Annotated in this window: 13 protein-coding genes and 1 riboswitch; of the genes, 7 read left to right on the forward strand and 6 right to left on the reverse strand. The window is 64.9% G+C overall.

What is annotated here, in order from left to right:
- Position 1 precedes the first annotated feature (1 nt).
- From IGS74_RS03440 to IGS74_RS03465, 6 genes are all read right to left on the reverse strand, one after another.
- Positions 2-946, reverse strand: coding sequence for an ABC transporter substrate-binding protein (locus IGS74_RS03440; protein ID WP_192389348.1), 945 nt, complete (start codon positions 944-946; stop codon positions 2-4).
- 33 nt (positions 947-979) lie between these two features.
- Positions 980-1,966, reverse strand: coding sequence for an ABC transporter permease (locus IGS74_RS03445; RefSeq protein WP_192389350.1), 987 nt, complete (start codon positions 1,964-1,966; stop codon positions 980-982).
- On the reverse strand, positions 1,963-3,522 hold the full coding sequence (locus tag IGS74_RS03450; protein ID WP_192389352.1) for a sugar ABC transporter ATP-binding protein: 1,560 nt from the start codon (positions 3,520-3,522) through the stop codon (positions 1,963-1,965). Before IGS74_RS03450 ends, IGS74_RS03445 begins: the two co-directional genes overlap by 4 nt.
- 161 nt (positions 3,523-3,683) lie before the next feature.
- Entirely contained in the window at positions 3,684-4,706 is a 1,023-nt protein-coding gene (locus IGS74_RS03455) for a polysaccharide pyruvyl transferase family protein (RefSeq protein WP_192389354.1), read from the reverse strand.
- Positions 4,706-6,205, reverse strand: a complete 1,500-nt coding sequence (locus IGS74_RS03460; RefSeq protein WP_192389356.1) for a lipopolysaccharide biosynthesis protein — start codon at positions 6,203-6,205, stop codon at positions 4,706-4,708. The genes IGS74_RS03455 and IGS74_RS03460 overlap by 1 nt, the downstream gene beginning before the upstream one ends.
- Positions 6,202-7,116 carry a glycosyltransferase gene (locus tag IGS74_RS03465; protein WP_192389358.1) on the reverse strand — a complete coding sequence of 305 codons (915 nt, stop codon included), beginning with the start codon at positions 7,114-7,116 and terminating at the stop codon, positions 6,202-6,204. The genes IGS74_RS03460 and IGS74_RS03465 overlap by 4 nt, the downstream gene beginning before the upstream one ends.
- Positions 7,117-7,338: 222 nt before the next feature.
- On the opposite strand from IGS74_RS03465, the gene choX reads away from it, so the two are divergent.
- The 7 genes from choX (at position 7,339) to IGS74_RS03500 (ending at position 15,796) form a co-directional block, all read left to right on the forward strand.
- Entirely contained in the window at positions 7,339-8,283 is a 945-nt protein-coding gene (choX, locus tag IGS74_RS03470) for a choline ABC transporter substrate-binding protein (protein ID WP_192389360.1), read from the forward strand.
- Positions 8,284-8,292: 9 nt separating this feature from the next.
- A complete protein-coding gene (betC, locus tag IGS74_RS03475; RefSeq protein WP_192389362.1) occupies positions 8,293-9,804 on the forward strand; it encodes a choline-sulfatase in 1,512 nt (503 codons plus the stop codon).
- A 170-nt stretch (positions 9,805-9,974) separates the two neighbouring features.
- Positions 9,975-11,294, forward strand: coding sequence for a sn-glycerol-3-phosphate ABC transporter substrate-binding protein UgpB (ugpB, locus tag IGS74_RS03480; protein WP_192389364.1), 1,320 nt, complete (start codon positions 9,975-9,977; stop codon positions 11,292-11,294).
- Between the two features lie 81 nt (positions 11,295-11,375).
- Positions 11,376-12,260 carry a sn-glycerol-3-phosphate ABC transporter permease UgpA gene (gene ugpA / locus IGS74_RS03485; protein ID WP_039195208.1) on the forward strand — a complete coding sequence of 295 codons (885 nt, stop codon included), beginning with the start codon at positions 11,376-11,378 and terminating at the stop codon, positions 12,258-12,260.
- A gap of 14 nt (positions 12,261-12,274) precedes the next feature.
- Positions 12,275-13,123 (forward strand): sn-glycerol-3-phosphate ABC transporter permease UgpE, encoded by an 849-nt coding sequence (gene ugpE, locus IGS74_RS03490; protein ID WP_192389366.1) that lies wholly within the window; start codon positions 12,275-12,277, stop codon positions 13,121-13,123.
- Between the two features lie 3 nt (positions 13,124-13,126).
- Complete coding sequence (locus IGS74_RS03495) at positions 13,127-14,161, forward strand: sn-glycerol-3-phosphate import ATP-binding protein UgpC (RefSeq protein WP_192389368.1); 1,035 nt, start codon at positions 13,127-13,129, stop codon at positions 14,159-14,161.
- A gap of 89 nt (positions 14,162-14,250) precedes the next feature.
- Positions 14,251-14,342: riboswitch (glycine riboswitch) on the forward strand.
- A 143-nt stretch (positions 14,343-14,485) separates the two neighbouring features.
- The gene (locus IGS74_RS03500) at positions 14,486-15,796 is read left to right on the forward strand and encodes a D-amino acid dehydrogenase (protein ID WP_192389370.1); all 1,311 of its coding nucleotides are present in this window, start codon (positions 14,486-14,488) and stop codon (positions 15,794-15,796) included.
- The last annotated feature ends 14 nt before the right edge of the window (positions 15,797-15,810 follow it).

Raw genomic sequence — 15,810 nt, forward strand, 5'->3', positions numbered from 1 at the left:
CTTAGTAGAGGACGTTCTGCGCCTCGGGCGTGTCGATGTTCTCCTTGGTGACGAGAACGACGCCGGTGTCCTGGTTCTTCTCGACCTTGGCACGGTCGATCACGTTGACCACCGTTTCGATGCCCTTCTCACCCATCTGGAAGCTGCCCTGCACGGCGATGGCCGCCAGCGTGCCGTCCCTGACGAAGTTCTGCAGGTCCTCGTTGCCGTCGAAGCCGATGCCGACCACCTGTCCGGCGCGCCCGGACTGGGCAAGGGCACGGCCCATGCCGATGGCGGTCGGCTCGTTGGCGCCGAAGATGCCCTTCAGGTCCGGGTTGGAGGCGAGGACGTCGGTGGTCTGGTTCAGCGCCGTTGCCATCTGGGAGTTGGAGTAGAAGGGGCCGACGATCTCGATCTCGGAATTGGCCTTCAGGTAGTCGACGAAGCCACCCACGCGGCCGATTTCCGAACCCGCGCCTGCCACATAGGACATGACGGCGACCTTGCCTTCCTTGCCGATGCGCTCGATCATCGCCTGGGCGGCCAGCTCACCGGCGGCCTTGTTGTCGGTGGCCAGGAACGACTGGTAATAATCCGACGCGTCGTCCGATATGGCGGAATCGATCAGCACCACGGGGATGCGCGCTTCCCATGCCTTGCGGATCGAGGGCACCAGCGCCTCCGGATCGGAGGGCGCCAGCACGATGCCTGCGACACCGCGGTTCACGGCGTTGTCCACCATGTTCACCTGGTCGGCGATGGCCGATTCCGAGGCCGGGCCCTGGAAGGTCATGCTGTAGCCCTGGACGTCCTGCATGGCGGCGTCCGCGCCCTTCTGGACGTTCTGCCAGAAGGTGGCGTTGGCCGTCTTGACGATGACGGCAATCTCTTTTTCCTGTGCCATGGCAGAGCCGGCGGCCAGGGTGAAGACCGATGCGAGTGCCGCGAGTGCCAGTCTTTTCATGCTTGTTCTCCTCCTCTGATATTCGATGTCCGGTCAGCGCCGGTTGCGGATCTGGTCGAGCCAGACCGTCAACAGGATGACGAGGCCGATGATGATCTGCTGCGTGAAGGCCGACACGCCGTTCATGTTGAGGCCGTTGCGCAGGATGCCGATGACGAAGGCGCCGATGATGGTGCCCGAGATGGTGCCGACGCCGCCCATCAGCGAGGTGCCGCCGATGACGGCGCTGGCGATGGCGTCCAGCTCGTACATGACGCCCTCGTTGGGCTGCGCCGTGACCAGGCGGGACATCAGCACGCAGCCCGTCAGCCCGGCCATGGTGCCCGACAGGACATAGGTGAACAGCGTGACCGCCTTGACGTTTACGCCGGAAAGCCGCGCCGCCTCGACGTTGGAACCCACGGCATAGATGTGCCGCCCGAGCGTCGTGCGGGTCAGCATGATGGAGATGGCGATGGCCAGGACGATCATCAGGATGACCGGGTAAGGTATCCCCGGAAAGACGACTGTCGGAAATCCGTCGTCGCCGATATTGACGATGCGGAACAGGGCGCCGTTGCCCAGTTCGCCGAAGGATTGGCCGAGGCCCGAGACCGGACGCGCGCCGGTGATCTGAAGTGCCAGGCCGCGCGCTATGAGCATCATGCCGAGCGTGGCGATGAAGGGGGGCAGGCGAAGCTGCGTGACGGCGATGCCGTTGACGAGGCCGCACAGGGCCCCCACCGCGACGCCGCCAAGCATGCCGACGGGCACGGGAATGCCGGCCTTGACCAGCAGTGCGGCGACGACGCCGGCCAGCGCCAGCACCGAGCCGACCGAAAGGTCGATGCCCCCGGTGATGATGACGCAGGTGGCCCCGAAGCCGAGAATGGCGATGGACGTGACCTGCAGGGCGATCGTCATGCCGTTGCTGACGGTCATGAAGGCGCTGCTGGTGATGGAGAAGGCGATCGTCAGCAGGAGCAGGCTGCCGAGAGCCGCGAATTTCTGGAGAAGGTCTTTTCTGCGTTCGCTCGTCATTCGGCTTTCCCGGCACCCTGTTGCGCCACGGGCCGGCTGTAGCCCGAGGCATAGTGCATGATGTCTTCCTGGTTGGTTCTCGCCGTATCGAGGGTCGCCATGACGCGCCCCTCGTGGAACACGGCGATGCGGTCCGTCACGCCAAGGATTTCCGGCAGCTCCGAAGAGATGAGCACGATGCCGAACCCATCCGCGGCCAGGGCGTCCATCAACTCGTAGATCGCGTATTTGGCCCCGACGTCGATGCCGCGGGTCGGCTCGTCGAAGAACAGGATGCGCGAGCCGCGATACAGCCATTTGGCGATCACGATCTTCTGCTGGTTGCCGCCCGACAGGAGCCGCGTCACCTGGCGTGCCGAAGGGGTGCGGATCGACAGGCGGGCGATGTAGTCCCGCGCGACCTCCTGCTCCTGCCCGAACCGGATGAAGCCGGCGGTCCCGGATACCTTGTCCATGCTGGGCAAAGTGATGTTGTCGGCAACCGTCATCTTGAGCGCCAGGCCGTCGCCCTTCCGGTCTTCCGAAAGGTAGGCGATCCCCTCGCGGATCGCGTCGCGCGGGCTGGCGATGGACAGGGTGCGGTCCCCGAGCCGGATGGTGCCGGCGTCGAGCGGGTCGGCGCCGAAGATCGCGCGGGCGACTTCGGTGCGGCCGGCGCCCATCAGGCCGGCGAAGCCCAGGATCTCGCCGCGCCGCAGATCGAAGGAGACGTCCGCAAAGACGCCCTTGCGCGTCAACCCCTGGGCGCCGAACAGGATTTCGGCCGTGGGTGTCGAGGTGCGCGGCGGAAACTTCTCTTCCAGGGAGCGGCCGACCATGTCGGCGACGATCTCGGCCACGCTGGTATCGGCGAAATCGCGAGTGGAGACATGGGTGCCGTCGCGCAGCACGGTGACGCGGTCGACGATCTCGGCCATTTCATCCAGCCGGTGCGAAATGTAGACGATCCCCACTCCGGCGCTCTTGAGATCCTTGATGATCCGGAAGAGGACGCTGGTCTCCGATTCGGTCAGCGACGATGTCGGCTCGTCCATGATGAGCACGCGCGCGTTCAGCGACAGGGCTTTCGCGATCTCGACCATCTGCGATTGGGCGATGGACAGGCTGCGGACTTCGGCGGTGGGCGCGATGGCGACCTTGAGCCGCTCGAGAAGGGCCTTGGCATCGCGGTTCAGCCGCGCGCGGTCGATGAAGGGGCCGCGCTTCGGTTCGCGCGCCAGAAAGATGTTCTCCGCGACGCTGAGATGCGGAACGAGATTGAGCTCCTGATGGATGATGGCGATGCCGGCGGCTTCGGACTGGCGCGTACCGGTGAAGCGGGTTTCCGCTCCGTCCAGCAGGATGCGGCCTTCGTCGGCCTGGTACAGACCGCCGATGACTTTCATCAGGGTGGACTTGCCGGCGCCGTTCTCGCCGCAGACGGCGTGCACCTCCCCCGGCCGCAGGTCGAAGGAGACGCCGCCGAGGGCGCGTACCCCCGGAAACGTCTTCACGATCCCGTCGAGGGCCAGAAGGGGTGGAGCGTCAGCGCGTACGGATGCTGGTGCATGGGTCATGCGGACGGCCTGCCTCCCTGCTAGCCCGCTTCAGCCGGCCCCTCCCGAGGGCCGGTGCGCAAGACTTATCGTCCAACAGGAAAGTGGTCAATCCAATTTACACGCAGTACGTTTATGGGCGCCTGACATCCTCCCGACGGTCAATTTTGGTCAGGCCAAAATCAGGCGTCCTCCGTCTGCTTTCGGCTCATGCCGTCCAGCACGGTCAGGGCCTCGGCTACATCGCCGACAAGGAAGGAGCGGTCGCTGTTGGTGGTGTTCCAGGCGGAGATGAGGCCGCTGGTCTTGCCGTAGCTGTTGTCGAGCACGCAATGGGGCCGGTCGATCAGCACGCACATGATATGGCCATGCATGCGGTCGGTGATCACCTGGCGCGCCGAGCCGAGCAGATCTATGCCGCGCTGGAAGCGCTGGCGCGCGCGCTCGCGGTAGGCCAGTTCGGTCATGCGCGCCCGTCCGCCGACCTGCCCCGAAAGAAGCCCGCGCAGGATGGCGGCCCGCTTGGTGCTGCGCTGGAAGTCTGCCGGCTCTTCCGGCCAGTCGGACTGGATCGTGCCGGGCCGCTTCACGGCCTGCGACACATCGTGCGCCCCGGTGGCTTCGTGGTCGTCGCGCAGGTTCAGCAGCAGTTCGTGCGTCGGTGCGGGCGGCGCTACGGGACCGATGCAGAAGGCCATGTCGGGCACGAGCCGGCTTTCGCACTGGAAATGCGCGCGGGCGTAGTCGAGGCTGCGCTGGTCGCGGACGAGCAGCGTGAAATTGCCATGCTGCTCGATGGCACGGGCGGTGGAATCGCGATTGGCGTCGGAATTGAACTTGATGGTCTGCGGCAGCTGGACGATGGGCCGCCCCTTGTGCCGATCCAGGAGAGCTTCGCGGAAGGGCCGGAAACCGGGCCAGACGTCGCCGAAATTGCCGCCGCCATGCAGGAAGATCGGGGCGTTGCCGACAGCGGCCGCCATCTTCGCCTCGTCGAATGTCGGGATCTCCGACACGTAGCCGGCGCGCATGCCGCGTCCGTCGAAATAGGCGAGCTCGCCCATCCAGATGGCGCTGTCGCCGATATTGTAATGGTTGGGAAAATCGAGCAGCGCGAATTTCTGCGCGGGATCCACGAGGTCGGCGAGCGCCTTTTCGACAAGTCCTTTCAGACGGGCGATGATGGCTACGTTCGTTTCCGGCATCAGGCTTCTCCGGTGGTTCCAGCCGCCGCGCGGCCGCGACGCAGCGCGGACAGGGCGGTATCGATATAGGGTTTCAGGGTGTGCCGGCCGAACAGGACAAGGAACAGCCCATAGACGACGGCCCCGATGGCAACGGATGCCGCCAGGGCAACGGGCGGCCAGCCGATGGCCGCGGCGACCGGCGCCTTCGTCAGCCATACGATGGCAGCCATGGCGAGCGAGCCCGCCAGCGGCATGGCGACCGCGCGGATCGTGCCGCCGGGGTCGATGCCGGCATGCTTCTTCAACAGGTATTGCTGGTACGGCATGGTCAGCCAGGCGCGCAGCGTGTAGCCGGCGGCGACGGCGACGACGCCGTAGGGCACCAGCAGCCACGTCAGCAGCAGCGTTGCGGCTAGCTGCAGGGCGGCGACCGACATGATCGTCTGTGCCTTGTCGACGGCTGCAAGCGCCGGCGCGGCGAAGACATTCATGACGAAGGGCACGGCCATCAGCACGAGGGCCGTGGCGATTGGCCCCGTATTGTGCCACTGCCGCCCGAACAACAGGTCGATCGTCTCCTGCGAGAGGGCGCCGAAGCCGAACAGCAGCGGGAACGTACCCAGCGCCGCAGCACCGACGATGCGGTTGTAGGCGTTGCGGAAGGCCGTCTTGTCGTGCTGAAGGCGCGACAGCGTAACCAATGAGACGCTGCCGATCGGGGCAAGCACGGCCTGCCCGATCAGTTCGATCAGGCGCCAGGCGATGCGATAGCGCCCGACCTCGGCCGGGCCGTACCATCGGGCGATGAAGATGTCCTGCACCCGCGTCAGCAGCATCCACAAGAGCTGGCTGACCATCAGGCTGATGCTGAAGGTGAAGACGCCGCGAAAGCGCTGCATGTCGAAGCGCAGCTTCGGCATCCACGGGAAATAATACCACCCCAGCGCAACCGTCGCGACGGCCTGGACCGCCGCCTGTGCGACGAGGGCATAGACGCCCCAGCCGCCCAGCGCGGCCGCGATGGCGGCGCCGCCCGACAGCATGCTTGCGACAATGCTTTGCGCTGCCAGATTCTTGTGCCTGAAGTCGCGCGCCAGACGCGCATTGTGCACCACGGCCAGCGAGCCGAGAGGGATCAGGAAGGCCAGCCAGTGCAGGATCGGCTCTACCGCGGGGTCGCGCACGGCGGATGCATAGAAGGGCGCACTGAAGAAGATGACGAGGCCCATGGCGAGGCTGAAGGCGACGAGCGCCCAGAAGGCGGTGTCGGCCAGCTCCTCGTCCAGGTCGTACTGCCGCGTCACCGCATCGCCGAAACCGCCGAAAGCAATGATGCGGCCGACCTCGGTGAACAGGCTGGCCAGCGCGAAGGTGCCGAACTCGGCCGGTCCGAGCACGCGTGCGAGCACCAGGAAGATGACGAAGGTCGCCACTGTGCTCCACGCCACGCGCACGACCGACCACAGGACCGACAGGACCGTCTTGTGCTTCAGATCCGCGGTCGCGGGGGTGCTCATCGCCCGGCGGCCGGCCAGTTGAGCCAGTAGGACATCATGCCCGAGAGGCTGTCGCGCATGGTGCCGCGATAGGTCAGTCCCATCTCGGCGCTCATCGTCTGGCCCGTCCACAACTCGCGCGCCGCCATCCGCATATCCCAGCGCAGCATGCCGCGCATGTTGGAGCGGCGGTCGAAAAGGTACTTGGCATAGAGCGCGCCATTGCCGAAGGCGTAGCCCGATTGCAGCTTGCGGATATCCTCCGGCAGGCGGCGTCCGTGGAAATGGCGCACCACGATGTCGGGGCAGTAGACGACCGGGAATCCCGCCTTGAAGGCGCGATGGGTAAAGTCGGTATCCTCGCCCGAGCGGAACGGCGCACCGGCCCCGAAGCGTTCGTCGAACGGCCCGATGGCCTCGATGAGCGCGCGCGGAAAGGCCATGTTGCAGCCATGGATGAAGCCGCCGGGATGCAGCGTGCGGTCCAGCGTGGCGGGCTCGATGTCGGGCTTTATGGTGACGGGAAGGTCCCGGGCGTCGCCGAGCTCCACCCGTCCACCGCGCAGGACCGGCCCCTCGTCGGCGGCAAAGGCCTGCGACAGCGCCTGGAAATAGCCGGGTTCCGGTTCGCAATCATCGTCGGTGAAGGCGATGAGGCCGCCACGCGCCGCCGCGATGCCGGTGTTGCGGGCGACGGCCAGGCCGGGGCGCGCTTCGTGCAGCAGGCGGACAGGCAGCGGGGCGGACGACGCCCAGGCCGCGACGACGGCGCTGGTGTCGTCGGTGGAGCCATTGTCCACGAAGACGAGTTCGACCGCCGTCGGACCGGCCGCCCGTGCCGCGCGGCCGATGGCCCCCAGGCATGAGTCGAGGCCGTAGGCGCGGTTGCGCGACGAGACCACAAGGCTGATATCGCATGCACCCGAAGACATAGGGGCTCCTGGAACTTTCGGTCGATGGTCGCAGGATACGGGCGCAACGGCGGTGCGACAAGTTTATTGTGCCGTGCAGCATAATGGCAGGTCGTTCGCGGTTAGATGGTAAAATGGGCATCAACGGGGCAAGGCACTCACCTTGGGGTTGCTCTCGCATCGAAAACCGTGTGGGTTCTGGCTCATTGAAGGCTCGTTCAACGAAACCGGGCCACGACCATAATGGAGCAAGTCATGAACCGATTCATAGGCGTGGCGCTGACGAGCCTGCTGTTTGCCGGGGCTGCGCAGGCCAACGATCCGCAAAGCTGCGCGACGGTGCGCCTGTCCGATCCCGGCTGGAGCGATATCACGTCCACGAACGCCCTGGCTTCGGTGGTGCTGGAGGGGCTCGGTTACACCGCCGACGTCAAGACCCTGTCCGTGCCGATCGGCTACCAGGCCCTGGCCAACAAGGAGATCGACGTCTTCCTGGGCAATTGGATGCCGGCCCAGACGGCATTCCGCAAGGACCTTGCGGATAAAGGCGCCGCGGACGAGCTGGCACGCAACCTGGAAGGGGCCAAGTTCACGCTGGCCGTACCGACCTACGTCGCGGACGAAGGCATAAAGGACGTCAAGGATCTTAGCGCCCATGCCGACAAGTTCGGCTCGCGCATCTACGGCATCGAGGCCGGGGCGCCCGCCAACGAGAACATCCAGAAGATGATCGCCGATCCGGCCTTCGGCCTGTCCGGCTGGGAACTTACGGCCTCGTCGGAGCAGGGCATGCTGTCGCAGGTCTCGCGCGCGGAGCGGCGCAAGCAGTGGGTTGTGTTCCTGGCCTGGGCGCCGCACCCCATGAACAACAGCTTCGACATAACCTACCTGTCGGGGGCGGACGATTTCTTCGGCCCCAACTATGGCGGCGCCGAAGTCTTCACCCTTGCGCGCACCGGTTATGCAGGCGAGTGCCCGAATGCGGCCGGCTTCTTCAAGAAGCTCGTCTTCGACATCGACATGGAAAACGAGATGATGGCGAAGCTTGCCGAAGGGACGGAACCGCGGACGGCGGCGCGCGAATGGCTGGCCGCCCATCCGGATGTTCTGGACGGCTGGCTCGATGGGGTGACGACGCTGTCTGGAGAGCCGGGGCTTCCGGCCGTCAAGGCTGCGATCGGAGGTTGAGGCATCAGCATGGCATCCCGCCGACCGAATATCCTGATCGTCATGGTCGATCAGCTCAATGGCACCCTGTTTCCGGACGGCCCCGCCGACTTCCTGCATACGCCGAACCTGAAGGCGTTGGCCGCGCGCTCCGTGCGCTTTGCCAACGCCTACACGGCCAGCCCGCTCTGTGCTCCGGCACGCGCTTCGTTCATGAGCGGGCAGCTTCCGTCGGCAACCCGCGTCTATGACAACGCGGCCGAATTCTCATCCGAGATTCCGACCTTCGCGCATCAATTGCGCCTCGCGGGCTACCGCACGATCCTGTCCGGCAAGATGCATTTCGTGGGGCCGGACCAGTTGCATGGCTTCGAGGAGCGGCTGACCACCGATGTCTATCCGGCCGATTTCGGCTGGACGCCCGACTATACCAGGCCCGGGGAGCGCATCGACTGGTGGTATCATAACCTGGGCTCGGTCACGGGCGCGGGCGTCGCGGAGATTACCAACCAGCTCGAATATGACGACGAGGTCGCCTTCCATGCGGGCGCGCGGCTCTATGACCTGTCGCGGCAGCAGGATGACCGTCCCTTCTGCCTGACGGTGTCCTTCACCCACCCGCACGACCCCTATGTCGCCCGTCGGCGCTTTTACGATCTCTACGCCGACTGCGCCGCGCTGCAGCCGGCGGTCGGCCGCCTGCCGGACCCGGATCCGCACACCGCGCGCCTGATGGCGGCCTGCCGGGACGAAGCCTACGATATCACGCCGGAAATGGTGGCCAGGGCGCGGCGGGCCTATTTCGCCAACATCTCCTATGTCGACGAAAAGATCGGCGATTTGGTGGGGATACTCGAGCGCACCGGCATGGCGGACAACACCGCCATACTCTTCGTATCGGACCATGGCGACATGCTCGGCGAACGCGGCCTCTGGTTCAAGATGAACTTCTTCGAAGGGTCCGCACGCGTGCCGCTGATGTTGGCGGCGCCCGGTCTTGCGCCGGGCCTGTGTGCGACGCCGGTCTCCACCATGGATGTCATGCCGACCCTGTCGGAGATGGCGGGCCAGCCGCTCGGTGCGCTGGCGCCGTGGCTGGACGGGGTATCCCTGTTCCAGTCGCTTCACGGCGACCGCCCGCCCGTGCGTATGGAATACGCCGCGGAAGGCTCGATCGCACCGATGGTCTCGCTGCGGTCGGGCCCGTACAAGCTCAATCGCTGCAAGGCCGATCCGGACCAGCTTTTCGACCTGGCCGCCGATCCGCTGGAACTGACCAATCTTGCGGCCGATCCGGCGCACGGCGCGACGCTGGACGCCTTGTCGTCGCAGATCGACGCGTTGTGGAGCCTCGACGCGTTCGACGCTTCCGTCCGGGAAAGCCAGGCACGGCGCCACATAACCTATGCAGCGCTGCGCAACGGGCACTACTACCCCTGGGACTACCAGCCGCTCCAGCGCGCATCGGAACGCTACATGCGCAACCACATGGACCTGAACGTGCTGGAGGACGAAAAGCGCTTCCCGCGCGACGAGGCTTGATCGCACCCAGCGCGATGCCTGAGCTGTGGATGGAGATACAACCTATGGTTCAGGACGTTGCCCTGTCATGAAACTATCTTAGGTTTGTCACCAAGCTGTTCGCCGGCATGGGCTAGGAGGAGCCCACCGGCCGGACCGTAAAGGGTCGCAGCATTGGGAGAACGGAACTTATGAAGAAGATCGGGCTAATGGGAGCGGCGATGGCCGCGCTTTTGTCGATGGCCGGCCAGGCCGCCGCACAGACCGAAATCCAGTGGTGGCACTCCATGGCCGGTGAACTCGGCCAGAAGCTCGAGGGGCTTGCGAGCCGCTTCAACGAAAGCCAGTCCGAATACAAGGTCGTACCGCTCTACCGCGGCACCTACCCCGAATCGATGACGGCGGCCATCGCCGCCTTCCGTGCGGGCGAGCAGCCGCACATCCTGCAGGTCTTCGAGGTCGGCACCGGAACCTTCATGGCGGCGCGCGACGCGATCTACCCCGTGCAGGAACTGATGACGGACACCGGCGAAGCGTTCGATCCGGCCAGCTACCTGCCAGCCGTTACCGGTTATTACCAGACAGGCGACGGCGAACTTCTGTCGTTCCCGTTCAATTCCTCGTCCGTCATCCTGTACTACAACAAGGATGCCTTCGAAGCCGCCGGCCTCGATGCCTCCCAGCCGCCCAAGACCTGGGGCGAGCTGGCCGAGGCGGCGCAGAAGATCGTCAGCTCCGGCACCAAGACCTGCGGCTTCACCAGCACATGGCCCGCCTGGGTGAACCTCGAAAACCTTTCGGCCTGGCACAACAAGCCCATCGCCACGCAGCAGAACGGCATGGCGGGCTTCGACGCGGTGTTCAATTTCGAGGAAGCGGGCCTCGTCGGCAAGCACTGGGCCAATCTCGTCGAGTGGCAGAAGGATGGTGCCTACCAGTATCGCGGCCGCACCAACACGGCCGGGCCTTCCTTCAATTCCGGCGAATGCGCGATGCTGCTGGAATCGTCCGGCGGGCGCGCTTCCATCTCGGCCAATGCCGATTTCGACGTCGGCTACGGCATGATGCCCTATTATGACGACATCGAGGGTGCGCCGCAGAATTCCATCATCGGCGGGGCCTCGCTGTGGGTTCTGCGCGGCAAGGACGAGGACAGCTACAAGGGCGTCGCTCAGTTCCTGACATTCCTGTCGCAGCCGGAGATCCAGGGCGAGTGGCACCAGAGCACGGGCTACCTGCCGATCACCGAGGCCGCCTACGAGGCGACGAAGGCGTCCGGCTTCTACGAGAAGAACCCGGGGGCCGACACGGCCATCAAGGAAGTGACGCTGAATACGCCGACCGAAAACTCGCGTGGGCTCCGCTTCGGCAATTACGTCCAGATCCGCACCATGTTCGAGGAAGAGCTCGAGGCTGCCCTCGGGGGCCAGAAGAGTGCCGAGGACGCGGTCAAGTCGGCACAGGAGCGCGGTAACGAGATGCTGCGCGAGTTCGAATCCCAGAACCAGTAATTCATCCGCGGACAAGCAAGACGGGCCGTCGCCGTTCCGGCGGCGGCCCATTCATACTGAAAAGAGGGAGGCGGGGGCCGCATGGCACAGAAGCGCGTCACCTTCGGCGGCACCGCGCTGCCGATCCTGCTGCTTGCGCCGCAGCTCGCGATCACTGCGATCTTCTTCTTCTGGCCGGCCATCCAGGCGGTGCGGCAATCCATGTATCGCTCCGATGCGTTCGGCTTCGGAGAACGGTTCGTCGGATGGGATAATTTCACGGCGCTGTTCCGCTCGGCGCGGTATTGGGAATCGGTACAGGTGACGGCCGTCTTCGCCGCCTCCGTCGCCATCATCACGCTCTGCGTCTCGTTGGCCTTCGCCTCGGCGGTGGACAGGATGATCCGCAGCCGAACAACCTATTCGACGCTGCTCATCTGGCCCTATGCCGTGGCGCCGGCGGTGGCCGGCGTACTCTGGTGGTTCCTGTTCAACCCCTCGGTCGGCATCCTGGCCTACGTATTACGCGGCTTCGGCATCAGCTGGAACCATTTCACCAACGGCAACCAGGCGCTGCTTCTCACCATCATCGCCGCAAGCTGGGCGCAGATCTCCTACAATTTCATCTTCTTCCTGGCCGGCCTGCAGTCCATTCCCCGCTCGCTGATCGAGGCGGCCGCCATCGATGGCGCCGGCCCGACCAAGCGATTCTTCACGATCATCCTGCCGATGCTGTCGCCGACGATCTTCTTCCTGTCCGTCGTCAACATGGTCTACGCCTTCTTCGACACGTTCGGCATCATCGACACGACGACGGAGGGCGGTCCGGGCCGCCAGACGACGACATTGGTCTACCAGGCCTATACGGACGGCTTCCTCGGGCAGAACTTCGGCTCGTCCGCCGCCCAGTCGGTTGTGCTGACGCTCGTCGTGATCCTCCTGACCGTGGTGCAGTTCCGCTTCGTGGAACGGCGCGTACATTACTGACGAGGCGCCGAACCATGGTCGAGAACCGCCCTTTCCATACGTTCCTCACCCACGCGATCCTGATCCTCGGGGTTGCGCTCGTGCTGTTTCCGGTGTGGATCGCCTTCGTTGCATCCACCCATTCGTCGTTTCGCCTCAACAGCGGCATCGCGCCGTTCTGGCCGGGTGGCGAGTTCTGGACGAATTACGGCCTGATCCTGTCCGACGGAGCCAGCCGCAACGGTCTGCCGCCAGTGCTGCCGATGATGCTGAATTCGCTGGTGATGGCGCTGGGGGTGGCCCTGGGCAAGATCGTCATCTGCATCCTTTCGGCCTTCGCCATCGTCTATTTCCGATTCAGATTCCGCATGGTGGCCTTCTGGGCGATCTTCATGACCCTGATGCTCCCGGTCGAGGTGCGTATCGTTCCGACATTCCAGGTCGTCGCGGGGATGGGCTTGCTCAATTCCTATGCCGGGCTTGTCGTGCCGCTGATCGCCAGCGCGACGGCGACGTTCCTGTATCGGCAGGTCTTCCTGTCGATTCCGGAAGAAATGCTGGAGGCGGCGCGCATGGACGGGGCGGGGCCGCTGAAGTTCCTGTGGGATATCGTGATACCGCTCACCCGCACCTCGACGGCGGCACTGTTCGTGATCCTGTTCGTCTACGGATGGAACCAGTATCTCTGGCCGCTGCTCGTCACCACCCAGCCCGATTACTACACCGTCGTCATGGGTATCCAGCGGATCGCGCGGGCCGTCGATTCCGAGCCGGTATGGAACCTCGTCATGGGCGTCGCCGTGATGGCCATGCTGCCGCCGGTCATCGTCGTCGTCGCGATGCAGAAGCTGTTCGTGCGCGGCCTTACGGAAACGGAGAAATAGGAAATGGCGTCCATCGTTCTGGACACGGTCCGCAAGGTCTATCCCGGTGGACAGGAGGCGGTCAGGGGCATCTCCCTCGACGTGGCGGATGGCGAGTTCGTGGTGCTCGTCGGTCCGTCCGGCTGCGGCAAGTCGACATTGCTGCGCATGGTGGCCGGGCTGGAAACCATCACCAGCGGCGAATGCCGGATCGGCGACCGCCTCGTCAACGAGGTGGAGCCCGCCGACAGGGACATCGCCATGGTGTTCCAGAATTACGCGCTGTATCCGCATATGAGCGTACGCCAGAACCTTGCCTACGGTCTGCGGAACCGCAAGACCCCGAAGGCCGAGATCGAGAAGCGGATCGCCGATACCGCCGCGATCCTCGAGATATCCGATTTTCTGGATCGCAAGCCACGGCAATTGTCGGGTGGCCAGCGGCAGCGTGTCGCCATGGGGCGCGCCATCGTGCGGGAGCCGGCGGCCTTCCTGTTCGACGAGCCGCTGTCCAACCTCGACGCCAAGCTGCGGGTGCAGATGCGGGCCGAAATCCGCGCACTCCAGGCCCGCCTCGGGACAACCAGCCTCTACGTCACCCATGACCAGCTTGAGGCCATGACGCTGGCCGACAGGCTGGTGGTGCTGAATGGCGGGAAGATCGAACAGGTGGGCACGCCGCTCGAGGTCTACGAGCGGCCGGCCAGCCTTTTCGTCGCCAGCTTCATCGGTTCTCCCGCCATGAACCTCGTGCCGAAGGATGTCCTGTCCGAACTGGTCGGCCAGCCGGCGGCGGCCACCACCATCGGCGTGCGGCCGGAGCATATGCGCGTTGCCGAGCGCGCCGGCCCGGGGGAACTCGGGCTCGATCTCAAGGTCAGCGCCGTCGAGGTCGTCGGAGCGGAAACCTATCTCTATGGCCTGCGCGACGGGCTGACGGCGCCGATCGCGGTGCGCATGCCGGGATACCAGAGGCGCGACATCGGCGCGGCCTTCACGGCGGTCGCCGACCTTCAAAGCCTGCATCATTTCGACCGGGAGGGCAGCCGTATCGATTGATATGGAACCTGTAGTATATGATGCGAGTTTAAATAATGCCTAAAAGTTAATCTTGCCGCTCGGTGCGGCATTGTGTATAAACACCCTACACGCCGCTTGCGGGAGAGACTGGTCTTTATCGGCCGGCGCCGAAGGAGCAACCGCCCCGGAATCTCTCAGGCAGAAGGACCGCGCGGCGTTAAACATCCGGAGAGTGGTCGCGGAAACGCGCCCCGCCGAAGGAGAAAGCGTTGCGGGACTGACTCCTGTTACGTGAAGCTCTCAGGCCAATGACGGATGGGGCACGCAGTCAGCGCCGCGAAGCCGCGGCCGAAAGGATCTGTCGTGACCTCAGTTGCCGTCATCGGCGCCGGTATCACCGGCGTAACAACCGCTTACAAACTCATGAAGCAGGGCATGGACGTTACGGTCTTCGACCGGAACCCCTATGCCGCCATGGAAACCTCCTTCGCCAATGGTGGACAGCTTTCGGCGTCCAACGCCGAGGTATGGAACTCGCCGTCCACCTTCATCAAGGGCGTGAAATGGATGCTGAAGAAGGATGCGCCCCTGCTGGTGCATCCGGCGCCGACCTGGCACAAGCTGTCCTGGATGGCGGAATTCGTTCTTGCGGCCCGCAACTACGAAGAAAACACCATTGCCACCGTCAGGATGGCGGTCGCCGCGCGCCGGCATCTGCTGGAGATGGCCGAGGCCGAGGGCTTCGGCTTCGACGTCGAGAAGCGCGGCATCCTCCATGTCTACGAATCCAAGTCCGAATTCGAGCATGCGAACCGCGTCAGCCAGCTCTACAAGCAGGGCGGGCTCGACCGCCGCGCCTTGAGCGACAGCGAGATCCACGACATCGAGCCGGCGCTGGCCGGGAAGTTCTACGGCGGCTTCTTCACCGAAAGCGACTTCACCGGCGATATCCACCGATACACGCGCGGGCTGGCCGATGCCTGCCGTCGCAAGGGCGTCACCTTCGTCTACGAGGCCGACGTCACCAAGCTGCAGCACGGCCCCGAGGGCGTAACCGTCTCCAGCGTCGTGGGCGGCGCGCCGCAGGCCACCGACCGGCGCTACGACGCCGTCGTCATCTGCGCGGGCGTCGAAAGCCGCCGCTTCGCTTCCATGCTGGGAGACCGCGTCAACATCTATCCGGTGAAGGGCTACTCGATCACCGTCAATCTCGAGGATCATGAAAGCCAGCAGGGCGCCCCTTGGGTCAGCCTCCTGGACGACAAGGCCAAGATCGTCACCAGCCGCCTCGGCCGCAATCGCCTGCGGATCGCCGGTACGGCCGAATTCGCCGGATACAATCGCGATATCCGGATGGATCGCATCCGGCCGCTCGTCGATTGGTGCCGCCATCGCTTCCCCCGCGTGTCGACGGCGTCGTCCGTGCCGTGGGCGGGCCTGCGGCCGATGATGCCCGACATGATGCCACGCGTCGGACGTGGTCATGCGAAGGGGGTCTACTACAACACCGGTCATGGCCATCTGGGCTGGACCCTGTCGGCCATAACGGCCGACACCATCGCAGCGGAGCTGGCCGGCGACATGCTCGGCGGCTATCATGTCGCGCCTTCGCTTCCGACGGTCGATGACGTCCGCGATGCGGCGGCGAAGCAGGTGTCGCGGCAGGCTGCCTGACAATTGCGAAAGGC

The sequence above is a fragment of the Aureimonas sp. OT7 genome (genome assembly GCF_014844055.1).
Lineage (GTDB): Bacteria > Pseudomonadota > Alphaproteobacteria > Rhizobiales > Rhizobiaceae > Aureimonas > Aureimonas altamirensis_A.

Bases quoted from the DNA above. Each gene is read 5' to 3' on its own strand.
- IGS74_RS03440 (WP_192389348.1), bottom strand. From the start codon at position 946: ATGAAAAGACTGGCACTCGCGGCACTCGCATCGGTCTTCACCCTGGCC.
- ugpE (WP_192389366.1), top strand. From the start codon at position 12,275: ATGGTCGAGAACCGCCCTTTCCATACGTTCCTCACCCACGCGATCCTG.
- ugpA (WP_039195208.1), top strand. From the start codon at position 11,376: ATGGCACAGAAGCGCGTCACCTTCGGCGGCACCGCGCTGCCGATCCTG.
- IGS74_RS03460 (WP_192389356.1), bottom strand. From the start codon at position 6,205: ATGAGCACCCCCGCGACCGCGGATCTGAAGCACAAGACGGTCCTGTCG.
- betC (WP_192389362.1), top strand. From the start codon at position 8,293: ATGGCATCCCGCCGACCGAATATCCTGATCGTCATGGTCGATCAGCTC.
- choX (WP_192389360.1), top strand. From the start codon at position 7,339: ATGGAGCAAGTCATGAACCGATTCATAGGCGTGGCGCTGACGAGCCTG.
- IGS74_RS03450 (WP_192389352.1), bottom strand. From the start codon at position 3,522: ATGACCCATGCACCAGCATCCGTACGCGCTGACGCTCCACCCCTTCTG.
- IGS74_RS03455 (WP_192389354.1), bottom strand. From the start codon at position 4,706: ATGCCGGAAACGAACGTAGCCATCATCGCCCGTCTGAAAGGACTTGTC.
- IGS74_RS03445 (WP_192389350.1), bottom strand. From the start codon at position 1,966: ATGACGAGCGAACGCAGAAAAGACCTTCTCCAGAAATTCGCGGCTCTC.
- IGS74_RS03495 (WP_192389368.1), top strand. From the start codon at position 13,127: ATGGCGTCCATCGTTCTGGACACGGTCCGCAAGGTCTATCCCGGTGGA.
- ugpB (WP_192389364.1), top strand. From the start codon at position 9,975: ATGAAGAAGATCGGGCTAATGGGAGCGGCGATGGCCGCGCTTTTGTCG.
- IGS74_RS03465 (WP_192389358.1), bottom strand. From the start codon at position 7,116: ATGTCTTCGGGTGCATGCGATATCAGCCTTGTGGTCTCGTCGCGCAAC.